Source organism: Pusillibacter faecalis (assembly GCF_018408705.1).
Lineage (GTDB): Bacteria > Bacillota > Clostridia > Oscillospirales > Oscillospiraceae > Oscillibacter > Oscillibacter faecalis.
In genome coordinates, this window is the sequence record NZ_AP023420.1 from 1059275 (window position 1) to 1076534 (window position 17260).

Below are 17260 nucleotides of genomic sequence, written 5' to 3' on the forward strand. Positions count from 1 at the left end.
GGAGATTTGATCTGGAAACTTATCCATAAACGAGGAGAGGCACAGCCATGAAAGCTAAAGCTGGAGATGTTTATACGGTTTATAACAAATATCTGAAACGCTACACCGCCTGTCAGGTGGCCTACATCACGCCGCCGGACGGGGTAAGCAAGCAGCCCCGGGCGGTGGTTCTCTCTCTGGATTGGGTGGGCGATGCGCCTTTGACGGTGGAGAAACTCCCCCACCTCCGCCCGCTCTACAAGGACTTCATGTACTGGCACAGGGAACTCCACCTGCTGCGGGTAAGTGTGGAGGTCCCGCCCCAGTACACTCTGGTAGGAACCCTGCCGCCATTCACCGACGAGCTATGCAGCACATATGGCAGCTGGAACGACGGCTATGATGTGTATTTGCAGATGAAGTGGCAGGAAATTCCGGAAGAGCGGCGGCGAGCCTTCAAGGAGGCTATGGAGAGCGATGCGGAAACCGAAATCGGCAGCAACCTTGTGAAAATCAGCAGCCACCGGGTAATGGACAAGTATACGCCCTTTGGCTCAGCGCTGGAACTGGAGTTGCTGCCCTGTCTCTCGGACATCATCTGTGAGCAATGGCACCCGGATTTGATAGAATTTTTGCGTGGGAATCCCTTTATCCACGAACTGACCCTGCTGAACCACAGCCAAAAATCACTTGACCTGCGAGGCACCAGCGTTGGAAAGCTGATGCTGGACATGACCGGTCTGGAGGAACTGTGGCTGGGCGAGGAAACGGAGCAGCTTCTGTTTCAGAACGAGGGCCCGGACACTTGTACCATCTATGCCGCCGGATGTGGCAGTGGGCTGACCCTCCAATTCATCGGGGGATACCGTCCCCACCCAGAGCTGTCAGGCCTCTGGGGGCTTCACGGCATCCGGCTGAAAGACTTTGACCTGAGCGCCCTGACCGCTGTCCATCCCCACCTGAAGGAGCTGCGGCTCTGGGGCGCGCCGGGAAATCTGCAAAACTTCTCCGCTGTGGCTCAGTTTCGGGAGCTGACAAACCTTTCCACCTTCGACCTGTTCGGCTTCGACGCGGCCGACCTTCCCACCCCAGAGCAGATACCAGAGCTTCGCTGGTTCTGGATGACCAGCCTGCCGGAGACGGCAGCACAAGCGGCAAAGCAGCTTTGGAAAGGCAAGCCGGGAATGGACCTGCGGATCACCAAGCCCCGAAAGCCGGAGTGGTTGGCGCAAAATCTGGACAATCCCTTCCGGGGCTGGGACGGCGCGGAGCATATCCCTGCCGCCGCTGCGAAAAGGGCAGCCCGTCAATACCGCAAGACCCGCTCCCAGCTGATGAAGCTGGCCAGTCAGCCGGGCGGGGACGCCCAGGCGCTGGAGGCCGTAGCCGCCTATACCCAGGCCTTCAACAAGATGGGCTTTATCGAAACCGAGGAGAGGGATGAAATCTACATGGCCCTGCGGGGTATTCTGGATGCTCTGCCGGACGGCACACTCCAGAAAGATGCCCTGATTGAACAGTTTAAGCAGCTGCGGGATTTTTGAGGAGAATGAGAAGCATGATAGAGTTCAGCAAGGATCATGGCCGGGCATGGATGGAAATGATGTCAGCCTATCAGATTTTTCGGGCAAAACTGTTTGATTGGGCCCATGAACCAGACCAGATAAAACAAAAGGACTTGTTGCTGGAGCTGGACTCTTGGGAAAATCGGGAGCTTCACAGAAGAATGCTGGTGGTAGATCTCCTGCGCAGCACAGAGATGTGGGACGAAAAAGCACTTCTCTTAGTCCAGAAAGAATTGACTGCGATTGCCCTACAAGAACAGGATGAGGTCGCTGCCTATGCTCGAATGGCGCTGTTTAAACTCAAAGGCCAGTCGGAGCGGCTTTCTATTGCCAATGAGGTGCTTCGTCTGGCAGCGGTCGAGGAAGAGAAGGCGGAACCTGATCCTGTTGTATTCCACAACGGCTGCCTACTGCTGCATGAGCTACCGTGTGCGGCGCAGTTCTCGCAGTATACAGAGCGGTATGGGACTTTGATTGAACAGGCATACGGTTTGGATGAAAACGGCTTAGCAGACATAAAGAAAACGCTGTCCGCTGCCCTTTAACAGCGGGCAGAAATTAAAAACTTTGAAGCAATTTCGATTTCGGCTGGCAGCCGAGCCTGAGATAGGAAGGAATGTGAGGGCGCATGAGCCGAAGCATTGATGAACCCTACTTTACATACAGTGCATACAACGCCCTGACCTCCGGCATCCAGGTGAAATGCCCCAAATGCCACGGCGCAGGTGTTGTGACAGCGGATGATGACAACGCCTATTTCCGATGCCTGAGTTGCGGTCATCAGGAAACTCGTGACCGGACGATCTACCGCTACGATATCCATAACCAGTGCAAAAACTGCGGCAGATACTACCGGGTGGATATTGAAGATGAATCAAGGCAGCGCTTCTCTGTTCTCCATGTTGCCTGCCCCTATTGCGGAATGACCATGTCAGGAGAAGTTCATAAAACAGCTGAGGCTTTCTCTTATGGCGCGGAGATTCAGGGCGGCAAGGACCCTTGGTTCGGCTTGGAACTGTGGTTTTTGACCTCCTTCCAGAGCAAACCGGTTTGGGCGCTCAACCGGGAACACCTTGCCTATCTGATCGACTATCTCAGCGCCGACCTGCGGGAAAAGCCCTTGGGAAGCCCCCAAAAGACTCAGGCCGACCATCTCCCCGCCTTCATGAAAACCGCAAAGAATCGGGAGCGGATCGTGAAGCTGCTGAAGAAGTTACAAGAGAAATGAGGGAAAACCCTATGGCACTACAAGATCAGAAAATGATGCCTCCCCCTTGGCTGGCCCACCGGGAGATCGAGCGATACTCCATCGGCTGGCGCATGGGCTATGGGGAGGATTACATAGACCGATTTGGTGATTGGCTGGGCACTCTTTCACCGAAAGAGCGGGCGGAATACCGGGTCCTCTTTCCTGAGCCAGTCACCTGGAAGGGCTGGTGGGATGACGAGGACAGCGGCGAAGTGCTGGAACACGGCGATTTCTGGGTGGACGCGTGGCAGCCGGAAGGCCAGCCCAAGTACACCCGGCAGTGGCTCCAGCAGGAATTTGCCGCTGGGAGAACGCGGGAACTGTGCCTGTTCTGGGGTCACCAGCCTGCTCAGGACAGCATCATTACAAAAAGCTGCCTCAGCCAGTGGTGGATAGAGGACTTCTATTCTATCGCCAACTCCTATCTTTGCATGGAGCAGTATATGATGGCGAGCAAAGCCCAACTGTTTGGCGACGAGGAGAGGTGCAAGGAGATCCTGGAGTGCAGCGTTCCAAAGCAGATCAAGGCCCTGGGCCGTAAGGTACGGGGCTTTGACCAGAAGGTGTGGGACAGGTTGAAATATGCCATTGTGCTCAGTGGAAACTGGTGCAAATTCAGCCAGAACCGCGATCTGCGGGAGTTCCTCCTCTCCACTGGGGACAGCGTACTGGCGGAGGCCAGCCCCTACGATAACATCTGGGGCATCGGACTCTCAGCCAGCTCTCCGGAGATGCAGGACCCGCAGAAGTGGCGGGGACAAAACCTGCTGGGCTTTGCACTGATGGAGGTACGGGACGAACTGCGCCGGGTGACACAGAATGAAATGCTTTGCGATTGGAGTACGGTATGGGAACAATGAAGCTCTATGAACTGGTCAATCATTATCACATCGGCACGGAACTGACCTGCGCCGAGGCGATGTTCCTGGCCTGCAACGAATATTACCATCTGAATTTATCCGAGGAAACCCGGAAGATGTTCTCCGTCATGGGCCTTGGGATGCAGACCGAGCAGTCCTGCTGCGGCGCCTTTACCGTGGCGGTGGGAATTATCGGTTTGATGACCGCCAAAGAGGGCCAGACCGATGTGGACAACATGGAAGGCTATCAGATGATCGCCAAATTAACAAACTTTATGCTGGACTTCTATGGAACACTCCACTGTGTGGAGCTGCAAAAGCTGGAGATCGTGGGCTATGAAACCCCTTGCCATGCCATTGTGGAGGCGCTGGCCAAGAAGCTGGAGGAGCTACTGGCGGGCCGCAGTGTCTCCCGCCCGGCAAATGCAGGGCAGATCGGTTCCTGATATGCCAGAAAAGGAGAACACCATGAAAGACCTTTGCCAATACGGAAACCGGCGGGATAACGAGTGGGAGCTCCTCCCCTGGATACCTGATCCGCGCCCACCTTTCAAAATTTGGGTGAAGCCGGAGCAAATCGCGCCATTCTTTCTTATTCCCCACCACCCTTATGCGCTCTCCCTTCTGCTGAAGATCAGCGACGGCTTCCGGGCAGAAGAATTCTGCCGGTTGGGGCTGACCGGAAGCTGTGGGGACTGGGAGCGGCTTGTCAGAGGTGTGATCCGGGAGTTCGAGGAAAACAACAGCGGCAAGGATCTGTTTCACTTCGACTCCGATGAGGACATATTCTGCGTGTACTCCCAATATATCGACGATTTGATGCTGCTTTCCAAGATGATCCGGGCAGCCTGTAAGAATGAGGCTGCTATGAGGGAGTATTTCAAAAAAGGGCAGGAGGGCTTATGATGAACGAAATCTTATACCGTTCACCATTTAATCAAATGAAAGCACCCGAAAAGCTGATGCTGATGAAGGAACTAGCGGCCCGCTATAATATGACCTTTCTGGGTTTACATACCTTTGCCCGTTGGGGGCAGAACTGCACCACCGGCGTGTTTGGAAAGAACGGTCGGGAATTCGTCTTTGTTCCCGGCGATACAGTCACGCTGGGCTGGGAACGGTTCGCCGTGGGGCTGAATCAGGAGAGCCGGGAGGAATTGGCGTACCTATTCCGGGAGTGGGAAATGGAGCGTGACCCGGAAGAACTGATTGGAGAGAACATGGCTCCCGTGCGGCGGGCGGCCATCGCCCCTATGCTGGCAGGCCGAGAGCTGGAGGAACTTGGATGGGAGCCGGTACAACTGAATGATCCTCGGCTGCGCCCAGACTGGCTGGAGGATTTCCGTCAATTCGCCCTGACCGGCAGGGACAGCCTGACGCTGGCAGGCCGCGCTCGCTTTGAGCGGGAAGGCGACAGCTGGCAGGCATGCCTCTACCATGAAGTAGACTATCTGGACTTTCAAAAGCAGTTGCAAAAGCAGGGCTTCTCCCTGCCCACGGCAGAGGAGTGGGCCTACCTGTGCGGAGGCGGGTGCCGGACTCTGTTCCCTTGGGGAGATGGGCTGGACTACTCCATGCGCCTCCGCTGGTTTGAGGACACGGAGGACGAGGGCAGGCCCTACGACATGGAGGAGCCCAACTTCTTCGGCCTGTCCATCGCCTACGATCCCTATATGCGGGAAGTGGTGCAGGCTGACAAGTTCACCACCTGCGGCGGTGACGGAGGGTGCAATATCTGCGGCGGCATGGGCCCTTTCCTTGGTTTCCTTCCCTGTTCGCCGCACTATAAGCCAGAAGTACAGGAGGACAACGCACTGAATGGAGACTACGACTTTTATCGGCCCATCATCCGGGTAGAGATGGATGAAAGGAGGCATCAACATGGAAGTAATCAAACTGCCCAAAAAATTTCGCATGGTCTGCTATGAGATCATGGATGGCAAAGAAGCCTTGGACTCTCTGGAATCCTTTTCCGATAAATACCCCCATCAGGTGGCAGCGGTCAAAGCAGAGATCGCCTATTTTCACTTGGACTATGAGCAGGCGCTGAACCTGGACTTGACGGTTCTTCCCTATCTGGAGGAATGGTACTACGGAAATGTGAGCGATGAGCACATGACCGCCATGGCCGTGGCTGCTATCCGGCTCCATCGGGAGCAGGAGGTGTTGGATGCGCTGACGAAGGAGCAACAGCGCATCCAGTCTGAGAATGGGTGCCCCCAGCGGGACCGTTTCTGCGATATTTTGATCAACGGTCTCAAACAGGGAATTCTTCCATTCTCCAATCAAAGCAACAATTTCCCCGAACCTGAGAATCCACAGACAAGGGAACAGCTATGGGAGCAGATCAAAGCCAAGAACCCAAAATTGACGCCGGACGATCCCAAAGGAAAATCCAAACTGTTCCACTTATGCTGCATGTGCGGCTTTGCAAAGGATGTTTTGGCGCTGTTTGAGGAACTGCATGAAACCCCGCTGGGGCAGGCTGCCTATGAAAATGTGATTGCCCGCTGTCTCTATCTGGGGGATCGGGAAAAGGCCCTGCGGCTTGCGGAAGAATTAGCCACTTCCAGACTGTGGGCCGCAGCTGCGCCGACCCAAGTGCGGCCGATGAACTTTTTTGAGAACCCAAACCTGAGGGAGTTCTTGCTGGAGCCGGAATCACTTCGGCGCATCCGGGAGGCTGCCTTCATTGATAATGGGAATTTGATACGGAAATAAAATGCTTTGGAAAGGAGAATCTGCCATGAGTAAGGAGCTGTATAAAGCATTCATTGACGGCCTTGTGGAGCGGAAAGACAGTATGACTTCCCGATGGATTAAGGGCGATGGTTTCCCCCAGACGGATGACAACAAGGCGAAAAACGTTTTTTTAGCCGCACTGACACCGGAGCAGAGAGAAGTGCTGGCGGAGCTGCTTCAGGACGAACATATTGCAGGCATCCATGATACCCTTGCATATATCAATGAAATGATGGATCTGGAAGGACTGGAACTTCATCAGGACGGTGAATCCTATCCCAACGACTATTTTGAGAGTCTGCACTATGACTTCATCTGCCGTTGTGACGGTGATGAGTGGCCGGAATAAAAGGAGGCGTGACGAATGTATATCAACAAATACTGGGGTAAGTTTATTGGAGGTTCCGATGACAGTCTGAACCTTGTGGCCTTTTTGGAGGACCAGAGGAAAGAGGAAATCCCACTCAGCGAAATTTTCGCCAAGATCGGGCTGGACAAGCAAAACGGGGACTTCCGCCAGACAGTGGAGTATCTGGAATTTACCCACTCGGATGGCGTGGAGATGGACTTTCACTTCGCCATTGATGTGGTCACCGATCTGGCCGCCATCCTACTGGAGTGCAGCGTCAGCGGCAGTGTGAACCTCCACGATCTGGACAAGTACAACACCCCCTCCCGCCGTATCCGCATCACCGCCACGCCAGAGGAGCATGACGCCATGAACAAGGCTCTGGCGGACTTTGTCCATGCCCCGCTGGAATACGACCTCAGCGAGATGATGGGCGAGGATGAGATCACGGATATGGCTTATCAGGTGGAGATGCTGCGGAAAGAGTTGTACGAAGCCTCCGGCCGTAACCGGAACTACCATGTAAAGGCGGAAGATGTGAGACATCTGCTTCACGACTGGGAAGGCGCCGATGGCTGCATTGCCACCAACCGCATCACAGTGGAGGGCTGCAAGGTAGGCTACTGCTACCGGGAGGAGCCGGACGGCGGCTGGGACAGCGGCTGGCGGTTCACTGCCGGGGACGAGAGCGGGTCTTACATGGATGACCCCAACAACGCCGGCGTCTATAAGCTGAACACCATCTGCAACGACGACCCGGAGATCATCTCCCTGCTGAACACCCCCGCCCCCTGCGCCTTTGAGCGGGATGAGAATGGTATGTTCCAGCAGATCAAAGACTGGAAGCCGGAACAGGACGAGGAGGACTTGGATATGGCCATTTTAGAGCGGTGCCAGAAGTGGCATGAGGAGGACAAATTCCAGAAAATCATTGACGCGCTGGAGGCCATTCCCGCCCAGGAGCGCACCCCTGAGATGGATAGTGAGCTGGCCCGCGCCTATAACAACTGGGGTGCTCCGCGTTCCAATCGGGAGGCCCTTAAAAAGGCCATCGCCCTGCTGAAGCCCCATGAAGAATATTTTGCGGGTGATCACTTCTGGAACTTCCGCATAGGTTATGCCTATTACTATCTGAATCAGGAGGGCCGCGCTCTGCGATACTTTGAAAAGGCTTTGGAAGCCCGCCCCGACGATGAGGATACCAAAGAATTCATTGATTGGTGCAAGAAAGGCATCGCCCTGCCTCAGTTTAGTGAGTGCTTCCGAGAGCGAACGGAAGATTGGTGGGAAACCTTTGCCGAGATGGAAGGGGCACTGCGCCAAATGATGGACGATGACAAAGACCATACCCGTGGCGCAGAGATTGTGGCCCAGATGGAGAATGCCCTGAACCTGGTCTTTGATGATATTTCCTTCGAGATGGGTTTCAATGGAGAAAAATATGAGCTGATCCTCACCCCGGAGGGAGACAAGGTCAAGCTGTTTGAGTTAGTCTATTTCCAAAAGCACGCGACTAAAGAAGTGCTGGAGCACTGGAACATCCTGGTGGGCCGTCAGCCCATCCAGAACATCGGCCTGCGCACCGATGACGGCTGGGAAATCTCCGGAGAGGATGTGCAAATTTGGCTGGAGGGGCAGGGCGAAAACAGTTTTGCCATCTCCGCCTACTGTGAAAAGCTGCTGCCTATGCTTGGGGAGGAAGAAGGCCGGGCCTGGTGGATGCTCACTACCCTCACCGACCAGGTGCTGGGTGAGATCCCCCACATGCGGTACATAGACAGCTTCGATGTGCTGGAGGAACCCAAAGAGGAACCGTCCATTCTCATGTCTCAGCTCCCCGAAAAGCTGCGGGAAAAAGGGCTGGAACTCTCCACCGACCCAGAATCCTTTTTGGAAACCTATATGGGCTACCAGATGAAGCCCCATGAGGACCCGGACGCCGACTGGCGCTTGGATGTGGTGGTTGGCTCCACCTGCTGCGCCCCTCTTGTCAACGGCTATCTGAACGCGGATAACGATTTTATGGACAATCTCCACGCCGACGGCGTGGTGGCGGGCTTCTTCTGCTACCCCCTGGATACCCTGCGGGAGGAGGAAGGCAGTGAAAAGATCTTCGACTTCCGGGACAGGCTGGAGGAATCCCTCGCCACTGGGGACGGCCCGGAGGCGCTCACCCTCACTGGCGGAGCCACCGGCCTCTACTGCGGCTATGTGGACTTTATCGCCTGGGACATCCAGACGGCACTGAACAAGGCGAAGGAGTTCTTTGAAGGGACGGACATCCCCTGGGCCAGCTTCCACACCTTCCGCCGTGAGGCGGGCTCGGTACGCCTGAAGCAGCAGGAGGATGAACCGGATGCCAAGGAGCAGGAGAACGAGCTTGAGGAAACCCTGACGGGCATGGACTATATCCCCTACACCCCGGAAAATGCCGAGGCGTTCTTCGCACAGATCGAGCAGTGGAACGACGAGGACGAGTACACCCGCTGTATCCAGGCGCTGAACGCCATCCCGGAGGATTGGCGGAACTACCGCACCGCCTATGCTCTGGCGAGGGCGCTGGAAAACTACGCCATCATCGGGGACCATGACGAGGGCACCCCCAACTACAAGGGGGACAAGGCTCTTCTGCGGGCCATTCAGGTACTGGAGTCCGTCCGGGAGGAAGGACAGGACAAGGCGGAGTGGAATATGCGTATGGCTTATGCCTATCAGTATCTCCACGGTCAGGAGGAAAAGGCCATCCCCTACGCCCAGCGGTGGGCAGAGCTGGAGCCGGAGGATGAAAATGCCCCGGCGGTGATTCGGGAGTGCAGGACGGAGATCCGGAAACGCCAGCGCAGCCGGAACAAAAAGGCCAAGTTCATTCCTGGGGATACCCCTTTCGAGGGCTTCGATCTCACCAACTTCTGGGATGACAATCTGTATGCGCAAAAAGAGTATATCAGCGAGCCGCCCTCTGACGGGCTGATCGCCAGCGTGGAGGAGGAGCTGGGCTACAAGCTTCCTGCCTCCTACATCTGGCTGATGAAACAGCACAACGGCGGAATTCCAGTAAACACCTGCTATCCCTGCGATGAGCCAACCTGCTGGGCAGAGGATCATGTGGCCATTACCGGCATTTTCGGCATCGGGCGGGAAAAGAACTGCTCTCTCTGCGGAAACTTAGGCAGCCAGTTCATGATCGACGAGTGGGAGTATCCCGCCATCGGCGTAGCCATCTGCGACTGTCCCAGCGCCGGACACGACATGATCTTCCTGGACTACCGGGCCTGCGGCCCCCAGGGAGAGCCTGCGGTAGTCCATGTGGATCAGGAGAACGACTACAAGATCACCCATCTGGCAGACAGCTTCGAGGAATTCATCCGCGGACTGGAGCATGAATCTCTCTATGATCCGGATGAAGATGCAGACGATCTTGACGAGGAGGATGATGCTGACGAGGAGGAAACCGACCGCACGGGCCCCTTTGCCGGTTTTGTTTTGCTGTCCAAGGGAGCATGGGACAAACAGCAGTTCATCCGGGACATGAAGGAGACATGGAACATCACCGTGGAGGAATGCGACGCCAGTGAGGAGAAGGACGACGATGCGCTGGTATTCGAGGTAGGCGATATGCTTGCCGCTGTCAGTCTGGCGACTTATCCTATCCCCAACGGCGAAGCGGAACTGAATGCCGAGAATAACTATATGTGGGAGGATGCGGTCCAAGTTGCCAGGGAGCACCGCGCCCATATCATGGTGGCTGTGCTGGGTAAAGAGGAAAAGGTTCTGGAGAAAGGCAAGCTCTTCACTAAGCTGGTGGCCGCCTGCTGCCGCCAGGAATACGCCACCGGCGTCTACACCAGCGGTGTGGTATTTGAGCCCCGGTTCTACGAGGGCTTTGCCGATATGATCAAAGAGGACGAACTGCCCATCTTCAATTGGGTCTGGTTCGGCCTGTATCGGAGCGAGGGCGGCTTGAACGCCTACACCTACGGCATGGACGTGTTCGGCAAGGAGGAGATGGAAGTGCTGAACACCGACGCCGAGCCGGGGGATCTGCGGGACTTTTTGGCCAGCCTTGCCTCCTATGTGCTGGCGTGTGATGTCATGCTACAAGATGGCGAGACCATCGGCTTTTCCGCGGACGATAAGCACACCATCACCCGCAGTCCCGGCGTCTCTCTGCCGGAGGAGCAGATGACCCTGAAAATCAGCTGGGAACCGCTGGATGGCGATCCGGATGAGGGCGGTGAGAACGGCCCGGAGGGTGACGGTCCCCAGGAGGAAAGCCCCGGCGGGCCTGAGGCCTACACTGAGGAGGAGATGGCGGCCGTCGAGGGGCACATTGAGCAGTATTTCGGTGAAGTTGAGAATGTGTTCCACGAGCTGGTCTCCCCGGACATCCATGTGGACATCTGCATCGTGCCGCCCTCTGAGAAGCGGGACTACTACACCCTAGTGACGATGGGTATGGGCGCTCACCGCATGAAGGTGCCGGAGGAATTGGCGGAATACAAGCTGGAACGGGCGGAGCTTGCCATCGCCCTGCCGAGGGACTGGAAGCTGGATCAGGAATCTATGAAGGATGAGCGGTGGTATTGGCCCATTCGCCTGCTGAAAGTCCTGGCCCGTCTGCCCATTGCCAGCAATACCTGGCTGGGCTTCGGCCATACCATGGACAATGAGCAGCCCTTTGCAAAGGACACAAAGCTGTGCGCCGCTATTCTGACCGGCCCCCAGGACACCGAAGATGGCAGCGAAGTCTGCATCCTGCCGGGCGGCGAGGAGGTCAACTTCTATCAGGTGATCCCCCTCTACCGGGATGAATTGGAGTTTAAAATGGCCCATGACGCAGACGCCCTGCTGGACAAGATGGCGGGGATCAGTTTTGTCGTAAACCCAAGCCGCCAGGATGCTATCACTCGTGGCACCCTTTCCAATGATGATTTTGACGGCGAGATGGACGATGCCTCCTATCATATCGAGAGCATTGAGGAGAAGGAACTGCCCATTGACCCCATCAATGCCTACAACCACATGGCAATTTACTTGCGCTGGTGCATGGAGCACGACCTGATGGGGGAGGACTTCATGGAGGAATACGGCGAAGTGGTCAAACAGGTCAAGACCAATCCCAGCAGCGTGGACCTGCGGGAGTTCATCCGGGATGAGCTGGACGGCTGCCTGTTCTCTGTGTTGTTCCATCAGCAAGGCCGGGCCTTTGCGGGCTATTACTACGGAGAGGGCGACAGCCCCTACTATCCTGCCGATGTTGATGACAACGCCCTCCGCTTCTTCGGCCCGGAACGGTATCACTCCGACGAGTTCCAGGACGAAGCCTACCTGTTTATCCCCTTTGACGAGGACTACTACCAGGCCATGGCCAAAGTAATCGAAGAACGCTTTGAGAACTGGCAGGGGCAGGACTTTGACGAGGATACGCTGGAGCCCTCTGAGGTGGCCCAGGCCATCATGGAGTATCTGGACTGTGAGTGTACCTATTTCCCCTCCATGGCGGACGACGATCCCATCATGTCGGCTTACAGCTATGCCAAGCGGAACAGCGCCCATGAGGGTTTTATTCCCGTGCTCATCAAGGCGGATGACGAAACACTGTTGGAGTGTCTGGTGATGAATGCCGACCCGGAGCACGACGCAGACTGCTATGCATTTGACCTCAAAACTGTGGAGGAGTACCGGAAAAGGCTGCTGGCCGCTCCCGTCAAGGATGGAAAGTCCGTTCTGGAGGGATTGACCAGCCAGCGCAAGGAAGAAGCCGAGGACGATGACATGGACTGGGAGGAGGAAGTCCTGGGCGAGATGGAGGGCGGCTATGACAATGACCGCTTCTCCTGCTACTGGGATTCGGATAGCCACATGACCCATCCTCTCATTCTGGTCAAAATTCCGGTGAAGAACCCCTGGGAGATCTTCGCCTACCTGCCCTTTGGAAATTGGAATGAGTGCCCTGACACGCCGGAGCTGATGGCGGTGGCGAAATACTGGTTTGAGCGGTATGGCGCTATTCCTGCGGCCATGAGCCACGACGAGCTGGAATTTGACCTTCCGGCCCCTGTTTCCAAGGAGAAGGCTATGGAAGTCGCCACAGAGCAGTACGGCTTCTGCCCAGATATCGTAGACCAGGAACAGGATGACCCCACAGTGGGCAATCTGGCAGATGTCCTGCGGCAGTCCACCGTCTGGTACTTCTGGTGGGATTGATGGGAGGAGCTCCCAATGACAGAATATCAGAAAACCTATATCGAACTGAAAAAGCAGTTTTCCAAAACCGATGGCGGCCCGGACAGTGTCCGTGCCCTCTATGCCTTCAAGGAGGAACTGGAGCAGAATGAGGACCCGCAGGCCAAGGAAGTACTGGTGGATGTATACGATCTGTTGGCCTTCAAAAAGGATGCCTACGAGCTCCTCTGCCAAATTGGAGATCGCTCCGATAAAAAGACCCTCAAGCGGATGGGGACGTTAAAGGACTACGCGGAAAACTGGGGCAACCACTATGCCCTCCCCAAGCCCAAAACGCCGGAGGAAAAGCGGGAAGAGAAGGAGCGGCGGGCCCGGCTGGGCCTGCCCGCCTTCCGGTATCACCCGGACCCTCTGGATACCGGTGCTTTCGAGGAGTCCGAGGAGGGCGTTATCTGCGACTGTTGCGGAAAAGCGACTCCTATCTTCTATAGCAATCCATTTTTTTCCGTGGAGGATATTGCGTATCTGTGCCCGGCGTGTATCGCCAGCGGTGAGGCAGCCCGGAAATATGACGGCAGCTTTCAGGACGATTACTCTTTAGATGATGGCGTAAACGATCCGGAGAAGTTGGACGAGCTCATCCACCGCACCCCTGGCTACTCCGGCTGGCAGCAGGAATATTGGCGGGCCCACTGCGGTGACTACTGTGCCTTTCTAGGTTATGTGGGCGCCAGAGAACTGCGGGCGCTGGGTGCGCTGGAGGATGTGCTGGACGATCCCATGTGGGACGATGAGCAAAAGGAAACCATCCGGGAATCCGTCAATGGCGGACATTTACAATGCTATCTGTTCCAGTGCCTACAATGTGGAAAGCACCTGGTCTGGATGGATATGGATTAACAATATGGAGGAACCATCATGTCACAGATCCCGTCTTTTTATCTAATAAGGAATGTCCAAAAGAAGGAATTGTCCGATGGTGGCTGCTCCGGCGGGGTTTACACGGCCATCTGGGACTGGTGTGAGGACGAACTGGATATGGATGTTCGTTCCCGTGCGCCACAGACGGAAGATGCCTTAGATTGTGTTCTGCTGGATGGAGCACTGGCAGCAGAGCTGCTGGCGGAACTGCAACAGCAGAATCTCCCTGAGCTGGCCACCCAGATCGCTCCGGATTGGGACCTGCCAGCCGATGCGGTAGAGAGCGGTCTGAAAACTCTGCGCTCTCATTTAGAACAAGCAGAGGGCGGGGCCGCCCTACTGTATGAGATGACTTGATAGGCCATGCCCTATAGAATATTGCGAGGGCACCATGATCGAAATTAAAGGAAAATATAACGAGGCGAGGATCTTCACCGATGTGGTAGACAGCGCCTCTATCGCGCAGATACAAGAGCTGTGCAATCAGGCATTCACGGCAGGCAGCCGCATCCGGCTCATGCCCGATATCCACGCCGGGGCGGGCTGCACCATCGGCGCCACCATGACCATCACCAACAGAGTGGTGCCCAATCTGGCGGGAGTGGACATCGGCTGCGGCATGGAGACCTCCTGTATCCAGGAAGGCCGGCTACAAGGTTCTCAGCCGCACTGATGATGCTTCGATCTCGGCCCTGGTCGCCCAGATGAAGGCGGAGGGACAAGATAGGAAATTCAAAAAGAATGAAAGAAGCTGAAAAATCCCAAGCAGACCAGCATTCCCAAGAGGCTGGCCTATGTGTCCGGGGAGCTGTTTGAGCAGTATATCCACGACATGAAGATCGTCCAGCACTTTGCCATGCTCAGCCGGCAGGCTATCATGGATGAGATTGTCAAGGGCATGAAGCTCCATGTAGAGGAGCAATTCACTACCATCCATAACTGTATTGACACCGACGCCATGATCCTGCGGAAAGGGGCTGTATCCGCTAAGGCAGGCGAACAGTTGCTTACCCCCATCAATATACGAGAGTTTGCTTCCGGAAAACGTTGATGCTGGTATATCCACTGTCTGTGCAGTCAGAGGAAACGCCCGTCATTCCCCCAGGCGGGTGTTGCGTTCAGCAGGCGTATTCTTGGGTCTATAGCATGATAAGCACGGATACGCCTAAGGAGCGGAAATGTCTTGCCTTCAGGCTTCGTCACATACCCCAAGCATATGGAAAAGAGCCCTTCTGGACAGGCGGTGGCAGCTGAGCCGTGCCTGATCAAGAAGGGCTTTTGACTATATGTTTGACCGCGTGGGGTTTGACAGCTGATGAGCCGCATCTGGGCCGGAAATCGTCCCTCCGTACGGAGTGCAATGCATCTGAGTTATGGAACAGGAACTGCCCTGTTGGAAATGGCTGTCTTTTACTGACAGCGCAAAGCGGCAAACATCAAAGCCGCAGACCCTTAATGTCTTTCATGCGGGACAAAATCATGTTGGTGCTCACGGAGACCACGCCTGGAAGCGGGTCCATCGTCTCCTGAAGGAAGCGGTCCAGCTCCTCCGGGCTAGCGGCGACTGCATGGACATGAAGACGGCAGTTTCCCGTAGTCCGGTAGATTTGGGTGACGATTGGACAGGCCTGAAGCTGCCCGGCAACCTGTGTGAAGGTCTCAGGCTGGGTCTCAATCTCAAAATAGCAGGACACCGCGCTTCCCAGTTTTTGGGGGTTGATGATGGTGGTGTACCCCTCAATCACGCCCCGTTTTTCCAGGGCATCCACATGGTTTTTAATTGCCACCCGGGAGTACCCCAGCTTTTCTCCGATCTCCGAATAGCTGTACCGGGCATTCTCCACCAGCAGGGCCAAAATTTTTTGATCCAGCTCATCCAAACCACTCAAAAACATACGATCACCTCTCATTTACCATAGCACATCCCACGCAAGAATACAATACGAAATATATTTCTTGCGTTTTGTGAGAATCTATCCTATAATAGTTTCAAAAACGAATTGATTAGGTGTAATATATGTATCAGGACTTAACCAAAGGAAGCATTACCAGGGGGCTCCTTCTCTTTGCTCTGCCCATGGTGGCGGGAAATCTGCTGCAGCAGCTCTACAACATCGCGGACACGCTGATCGTCGGCCAGGCTCTGGGGCGAAATGCCCTGGCCGCCGTGGGTTCCGCTTTCACGCTGATGACCTTTCTCACGTCCATTTTTCTAGGGCTTTCCATGGGCGCCGGGGCGCTGTTCTCCATCTATCTCGGCAGGAAGGATCACCTGGCTTTGCGCAGCGCGGTGGCCCATGCCTTTGTCCTGATTGCGGCTGTAACCCTGGTGCTGAACCTCGCAGTCTATCTGCTGATGGACCCCATCCTGCACTTTCTGCAAATTCCACCGGAGCTGTATGCCTCCATGCGGGAATATCTCTGGATCATCTTCGCCGGCCTGCCGGCCACCTTCCTCTATAATTTCTCCGCAAGTCTTCTGCGCTCGGCAGGAAACTCTGTGGCGCCGCTGTGGTTTTTGGGAGCCTCAGCGCTTTTGAACATTGGTCTGGACCTTCTCTTTGTTCTGGTCTTTCACTGGGGTGTTGCGGGAGCAGCCGTTGCCACGGTGATTGCTCAGTACCTGTCCGGCGTGGGGCTGGGACTCTATGTGCTCCTGCGCTGCCGGGAGCTGCTGCCCAGGCGGAGCGAGCTCCGATTCAGCGGACGCATTCTGCGGGAGCTGCTGGACTTATCCCTCCTGACCTGCGCCCAGCAGTCCGCCATGAACTTCGGCATCCTGCTGGTACAGCGTCTGGTAGACAGCTTTGGTCCCGTCACCATGGCCGCTTTTGCGGCGGCTGTGAAGATCGACGCCTTTGCATATCTTCCAGTCCAGGACTTCGGCAACGCATTCTCCACGTTTGTAGCCCAAAACTACGGCGCGGGGCAGGTGGAGCGGCTGCGGGAGGGCGTGCGAAAGGCAACGGCGGTAAGCGCGGCCTTTTCCTGCCTGATCTCCGCGGCGGTGGTGGTTTTTGCCCGGCCCCTCATGCGCATCTTTGTGCAGGCGGGAGATACCGAGGTGCTGGCGGCAGGAGTGCTCTACCTGCGGGTGGAGGGCGCCTTCTATGTGGGCATTGGGTGCCTCTTTCTGCTCTACGGCTTCTACCGGGCTGTCAAACGGCCGGGGATGTCGGTGGTTCTCACGGTGATTTCCCTGGGCACCCGGGTGGCGCTGGCCTACGCGCTGGCGGGGCCAGTGGGAGAGGTGGGGATCTGGATGGCGATTCCCATCGGCTGGTTCCTGGCGGACGCCACGGGGTACGGATATTATCTCCGGCACCGGCGGGCTCTGCTGGGAGAGAATGAATAGGGCAAGGCCCCCGGCGTAAGCCGGGGGCCTCTCTTTTGTTTTGCTTAGGAAAAT

The 17260-nt window shown here is 55.9% G+C and carries 14 protein-coding genes and 1 pseudogene; 14 read left to right on the forward strand and 1 reads right to left on the reverse strand.

Annotation, left to right across the window (positions count from 1 at the left end):
• The first annotated feature begins 47 nt into the window (after window positions 1–47).
• From KJS55_RS05460 to KJS55_RS05520, 13 genes and pseudogenes are all read left to right on the forward strand, one after another.
• Complete coding sequence (locus KJS55_RS05460; protein ID WP_213542867.1) at window positions 48–1523, forward strand: hypothetical protein; 1476 nt, start codon at window positions 48–50, stop codon at window positions 1521–1523.
• 14 nt (window positions 1524–1537) lie between these two features.
• Window positions 1538–2089, forward strand: a complete 552-nt coding sequence (locus KJS55_RS05465) for a hypothetical protein (RefSeq protein WP_213542868.1) — start codon at window positions 1538–1540, stop codon at window positions 2087–2089.
• 83 nt (window positions 2090–2172) lie between these two features.
• Entirely contained in the window at window positions 2173–2772 is a 600-nt protein-coding gene (locus tag KJS55_RS05470; RefSeq protein ID WP_213542869.1) for a hypothetical protein, read from the forward strand.
• Window positions 2773–2783: 11 nt separating this feature from the next.
• Window positions 2784–3653, forward strand: a complete 870-nt coding sequence (gene ybiA / locus KJS55_RS05475) for a riboflavin biosynthesis intermediates N-glycosidase (protein WP_213542870.1) — start codon at window positions 2784–2786, stop codon at window positions 3651–3653.
• Window positions 3641–4099, forward strand: coding sequence for a C-GCAxxG-C-C family protein (locus KJS55_RS05480; RefSeq protein ID WP_228300468.1), 459 nt, complete (start codon window positions 3641–3643; stop codon window positions 4097–4099). The genes ybiA and KJS55_RS05480 overlap by 13 nt, the downstream gene beginning before the upstream one ends.
• 22 nt (window positions 4100–4121) lie before the next feature.
• Entirely contained in the window at window positions 4122–4559 is a 438-nt protein-coding gene (locus tag KJS55_RS05485; RefSeq protein ID WP_187028020.1) for an Imm51 family immunity protein, read from the forward strand.
• The gene (locus KJS55_RS05490) at window positions 4559–5581 is read left to right on the forward strand and encodes a hypothetical protein (RefSeq protein ID WP_213543651.1); all 1023 of its coding nucleotides are present in this window, start codon (window positions 4559–4561) and stop codon (window positions 5579–5581) included. The genes KJS55_RS05485 and KJS55_RS05490 overlap by 1 nt, the downstream gene beginning before the upstream one ends.
• Window positions 5535–6374, forward strand: a complete 840-nt coding sequence (locus KJS55_RS05495) for a hypothetical protein (protein ID WP_213542871.1) — start codon at window positions 5535–5537, stop codon at window positions 6372–6374. The genes KJS55_RS05490 and KJS55_RS05495 overlap by 47 nt, the downstream gene beginning before the upstream one ends.
• Before the next feature lie 25 nt (window positions 6375–6399).
• The gene (locus KJS55_RS05500) at window positions 6400–6744 is read left to right on the forward strand and encodes a DUF6547 family protein (RefSeq protein ID WP_187028017.1); all 345 of its coding nucleotides are present in this window, start codon (window positions 6400–6402) and stop codon (window positions 6742–6744) included.
• Between the two features lie 15 nt (window positions 6745–6759).
• The gene (locus KJS55_RS05505; RefSeq protein ID WP_213542872.1) at window positions 6760–12951 is read left to right on the forward strand and encodes an immunity protein Imm33 domain-containing protein; all 6192 of its coding nucleotides are present in this window, start codon (window positions 6760–6762) and stop codon (window positions 12949–12951) included.
• A 15-nt stretch (window positions 12952–12966) separates the two neighbouring features.
• Window positions 12967–13830 (forward strand): CbrC family protein, encoded by an 864-nt coding sequence (locus KJS55_RS05510; protein ID WP_213542873.1) that lies wholly within the window; start codon window positions 12967–12969, stop codon window positions 13828–13830.
• Between the two features lie 18 nt (window positions 13831–13848).
• Window positions 13849–14208: a hypothetical protein gene (locus tag KJS55_RS05515; protein WP_213542874.1), complete on the forward strand. Its 360-nt coding sequence runs from the start codon at window positions 13849–13851 to the stop codon at window positions 14206–14208.
• A 34-nt stretch (window positions 14209–14242) separates the two neighbouring features.
• A pseudogene (locus KJS55_RS05520) lies at window positions 14243–14881 on the forward strand (RtcB family protein); the annotation flags it as partial.
• A 406-nt stretch (window positions 14882–15287) separates the two neighbouring features.
• Here KJS55_RS05520 and KJS55_RS05525 read toward each other — a convergent pair.
• The gene (locus tag KJS55_RS05525) at window positions 15288–15746 is read right to left on the reverse strand and encodes an Lrp/AsnC family transcriptional regulator (protein WP_187028013.1); all 459 of its coding nucleotides are present in this window, start codon (window positions 15744–15746) and stop codon (window positions 15288–15290) included.
• Window positions 15747–15868: 122 nt separating this feature from the next.
• On the opposite strand from KJS55_RS05525, the gene KJS55_RS05530 reads away from it, so the two are divergent.
• Window positions 15869–17206 carry an MATE family efflux transporter gene (locus tag KJS55_RS05530; protein WP_213542875.1) on the forward strand — a complete coding sequence of 446 codons (1338 nt, stop codon included), beginning with the start codon at window positions 15869–15871 and terminating at the stop codon, window positions 17204–17206.
• Window positions 17207–17260 lie beyond the last annotated feature (54 nt).

What these genes read in the sequence shown, in the direction of transcription:
- KJS55_RS05460 (WP_213542867.1), top strand. Translation starts at nt 48, where the DNA reads ATGAAAGCTAAAGCTGGAGATGTTTATACGGTTTATAACAAATATCTG.
- KJS55_RS05465 (WP_213542868.1), top strand. Translation starts at nt 1,538, where the DNA reads ATGATAGAGTTCAGCAAGGATCATGGCCGGGCATGGATGGAAATGATG.
- KJS55_RS05470 (WP_213542869.1), top strand. Translation starts at nt 2,173, where the DNA reads ATGAGCCGAAGCATTGATGAACCCTACTTTACATACAGTGCATACAAC.
- ybiA (WP_213542870.1), top strand. Translation starts at nt 2,784, where the DNA reads ATGGCACTACAAGATCAGAAAATGATGCCTCCCCCTTGGCTGGCCCAC.
- KJS55_RS05480 (WP_228300468.1), top strand. Translation starts at nt 3,641, where the DNA reads ATGGGAACAATGAAGCTCTATGAACTGGTCAATCATTATCACATCGGC.
- KJS55_RS05485 (WP_187028020.1), top strand. Translation starts at nt 4,122, where the DNA reads ATGAAAGACCTTTGCCAATACGGAAACCGGCGGGATAACGAGTGGGAG.
- KJS55_RS05490 (WP_213543651.1), top strand. Translation starts at nt 4,559, where the DNA reads ATGAACGAAATCTTATACCGTTCACCATTTAATCAAATGAAAGCACCC.
- KJS55_RS05495 (WP_213542871.1), top strand. Translation starts at nt 5,535, where the DNA reads ATGGAAGTAATCAAACTGCCCAAAAAATTTCGCATGGTCTGCTATGAG.
- KJS55_RS05500 (WP_187028017.1), top strand. Translation starts at nt 6,400, where the DNA reads ATGAGTAAGGAGCTGTATAAAGCATTCATTGACGGCCTTGTGGAGCGG.
- KJS55_RS05505 (WP_213542872.1), top strand. Translation starts at nt 6,760, where the DNA reads ATGTATATCAACAAATACTGGGGTAAGTTTATTGGAGGTTCCGATGAC.
- KJS55_RS05510 (WP_213542873.1), top strand. Translation starts at nt 12,967, where the DNA reads ATGACAGAATATCAGAAAACCTATATCGAACTGAAAAAGCAGTTTTCC.
- KJS55_RS05515 (WP_213542874.1), top strand. Translation starts at nt 13,849, where the DNA reads ATGTCACAGATCCCGTCTTTTTATCTAATAAGGAATGTCCAAAAGAAG.
- KJS55_RS05525 (WP_187028013.1), bottom strand. Translation starts at nt 15,746, where the DNA reads ATGTTTTTGAGTGGTTTGGATGAGCTGGATCAAAAAATTTTGGCCCTG.
- KJS55_RS05530 (WP_213542875.1), top strand. Translation starts at nt 15,869, where the DNA reads ATGTATCAGGACTTAACCAAAGGAAGCATTACCAGGGGGCTCCTTCTC.